Source organism: Sinorhizobium fredii USDA 257 (assembly GCF_000265205.3).
Lineage (GTDB): Bacteria > Pseudomonadota > Alphaproteobacteria > Rhizobiales > Rhizobiaceae > Sinorhizobium > Sinorhizobium fredii_B.
The window spans coordinates 1-3,269 of record NT_187161.1 but is presented as its reverse complement, the minus strand read 5'-3'; the positions used below and the strand labels follow the sequence as shown (position 1 = coordinate 3,269).

Here is a 3,269-nt window from a genome sequence, read left to right as displayed (position 1 = left end):
TGATGGCAAACCGGTCGAACCGGGGATTGGATTAATCCGACATTCTCAAGGCGCTTCGAGCGCGTTAATTTGATTGGAACCCGATCTGCGGACTTCATCAGGGCCTGCGGCTGTATGTGCCGCCTCGTAAAGGCCGGACACATGGCTTGCACCCGACCAGGACGGCATCACAGATTTTCTCTCTTGCTATAAACGGCCGTAGTTCAGCCGTGAGCGCGGGCTCGCGCGCAACCTCCTCACGCCCGAGCGGGGCGTCGTCCATGGCGGAGGTATCTAGGGGAAGGAAGACCGTATCGGCCGTGGGCGGCAATAAACCCTTCTTCTTCAGCTCATGCCGCCAAGCGTAAATTTGCTGCCGGGTCACATCGTGCCGATGTGCAACCTCTGTGACCGTCGCACCGTCGAGCCCAACCGACATGACAACGTCGAGCTTCTTCTCGTCACCCCAACGCCTGACGTGTCTTAGGCCATCAAGGCGCTATCCGGCAGGCGGTGCCAATCGAGTGCTTACCAAGGAAAGGAGGTCTCACCCGGCAATTGCAACAAATGGCAGGAGATGGCGAAACGGTCACCCCGTCGCTTCCCGAACCTGTCTGGACCGGCACGGCTTGCGCCGATGTCTCGGCGCCGTTGAGGTGGAAGCGGGCGAAAACCATCGAGGCTCGCGGCGGAGACGTTGTCCAGCCGCATCAAGAAGCCGGATATACGTCAGCAGTTGTGGCCGTCGATCCTGATCAAGCCGGTCGTTGCAATCGGGCGGGGGTCCATATACGTCCACATATGGGGTCCGGACGCCGATCGGCGTCCCAAGTGCTTGATGGGTCAATGTTCAGCGTCGATTTACAAAGATGTTGTGCTGCGCAGCGACGGCGCCGACCCGCCTAGACTCCATCAGTGCCGCGTCCTCGGGAGCAGGAACGGGGGAAATATGGATCCTGATCATGGCCTTCCGCAGGAAGCAATTCCTCTGGCCAACTGCCACCCTTCTGCGACGCAATGGGCTGGAGATAGTCCTCGCCGCGAAAGCTGGCCGTACGCCTCACCGATGAGGAGCAGTATTTTGTCTCTGAATCTTCGGTCTATCGGCTGTTGACGGCGAAGCGCGCAGGCACATGCGCCATGCTGTCTTGGCGCGGCAATTGTCGTCATCAGGTTCTCGATAGCTTCCCCATTTAAATTTAACAAACATACAGGGCTGATCCCCTTGGAAGAACATCGGCTGCCGATGCTCCCGGTGCATGCCTGCCAGCGCTGTAAAGGGCGGTTTGTTGCTGATTGCCGGCATGTCAGATCGATAGCCCAGGTTCATATTTGAGAAGAGGACGGGATGGATTTCCCCTCGACCAAGTCGGTGCATGAACAATCGGACAGCACGGGTCCGCAAGAGAGCTCACCCGCGGCTCCGTCTGCAGCCGCGGCGACCTTTGAGCGGCAATTGAAAGAGATCGGCAGTTCAGGTGGGGGTGGTGGAGCAATGCCGGCCGCCGCTGCGCCGCAGCCGACTCAGTCAAAAGGGATTCTGAGAAGGCTCAGCAAAAGCCCCCTTTATTCCCAGGATGCTCCCCTTATTTTGGGGCTTGAGAAGGCCCTCATCAAGGGCGGGGCCGCCGAACGCACCGCCAGGGGCTATGTACGTACTCTTCGCAGCTTTGGCCAGTGGCTCTTCGCAAATAACAAAGATCCCATTGCTGCTCGGCTCGAGGACGAAGACCCGCTGACCGCTGATGCGCGCGAGTTCATCGGAAAGGATAATCCCTTAAGACTTCTTGCGGCGATAGTTCATCTCCGAACCTCGCAGTCGACGGGCGGAGTCGTGCGGATCGCAGGCCGCACTGAGTATCATCCTTATCCCCAGGACGCGGCTCTCATCGAAGAGTACAAAAACGAAGCAGCGACAGATCCCGGCAAGAAGGATGCAAGCAGGAAGGATGCAACTGCTCTTCGCAGTTTCAGCGACTACCTGCGTGACAACAACAGGCCGGGCATTGCTGCTGGGCTCGGCACGTCGTTTGATGGAGATGTCGAGAGCTATAGGAAGGTCGCCGGTGCTGATTCCAGGATTGGTGCCGCACTGGCTCGTCTCCGAAAATCGCAGGCCGGCGCCGAGGCCATGGAATCCTCGGCGCCGCAGCCGGCTCAGTCACCTGGGATTGCGATAGGGCGCGACAATCGGCCTCTTTATTCCGAGGATGCTCCCCTTATTTCGGGGCTTGAGGGGGCCCTCATCAAGGGCGGGTTCAGCAAATCCGCTGCCGAGCAGCACGGAGGTTCTCTTCGTAGCTTTAGCCGTTGGCTTTTCGCAAAAGAAAAACCGAGCATTCGTGCTCGGCTCGACAACCAGTCGCTGACCGATGGCGGTGAGGTGCTCGAGTTCACCGGACAGGGTAATCCAAAGAGACTCGTTCAGGCAATCGACTATCTCCGGACCTTGCGGTCGACGGGCGAAGTGCCGATCTCACGACGCGCTAAGCTGAATCCTCACCCCCAGAACGTGGCCCTTATCAATCCCGAAGACACGGTGCTGATGGAGCCGAGGCGCGTCGACGCCGCCGCTGCGCAGCACAGCGCGTCGCAGAAAACTGGCAGTCGGCCAGAGGAGCTTCCCGCGGAAGGCCGCGATCAGGATTTGCTTTTGGGGCTGATGGACGAACCCGGCCCGTCGTCATCTCTCGAGCCAGCCGCGCGCCATGACCAGGCACCGGATCCCGGAGAGCCCGACCGCCAGCAGTCCCCGGACGAGCCGATGGCTGCGCTTGCCAGGAGCAACCGCCTGCCAAGCAAGGAGGTCCTCATCAACGACGAGCATGACACAGCTGAGTTGAGGCCAGCGAAGAGGCAGAGGACCCTAAACAATCCGCAAGGCGTTGCCGGCGAGCGGCAGCTGGGCGAGATCGCCAATTCAGGCGGCCAGCCGACACCGGCGCCTACCCATCAACAGGGTACGTCGTCATGGGAGACGCAGCCGATGCTGCTGCGGAGCGGCTACGAAGATGTCACGGCGCCGCATGCGGTCGCGACGTACGTCGGGGACGCCGCTGCGCAGCACAGCGCGCGGCAGCGAGCTGTCAGTCGGCCATTGGTCCTCTTGGAAGGTTACGATCAGGATCTGCGCTTAATGGTGGAAGACGGCCCATCGTGGCCCGACGTTCCCCCTGAGCAGGCGCAGGACATAGTCCAAGCTGGGCAGGAACCTGCCTGGCCGACCGTGGAAGCAGCGCCAACGCACTCTGCCAGGGCTCGCTCAAACACCTACGGCGGTCTTGAGGTGT

2 pseudogenes are annotated in these 3,269 nt (G+C 60.5%); one reads left to right on the top strand and one right to left on the bottom strand.

The features are described 5' to 3' along the window. Nucleotides 1-97: 97 nt before the first annotated feature. Nucleotides 98-442, bottom strand: a pseudogene (locus USDA257_RS36880) (transposase); the annotation flags it as partial. Nucleotides 443-1,327: 885 nt separating this feature from the next. Between USDA257_RS36880 and USDA257_RS32930 the strand changes: the two are divergent. Next, nucleotides 1,328-3,269 (top strand): annotated as a pseudogene (locus USDA257_RS32930) (Ulp1 family isopeptidase); the annotation flags it as partial.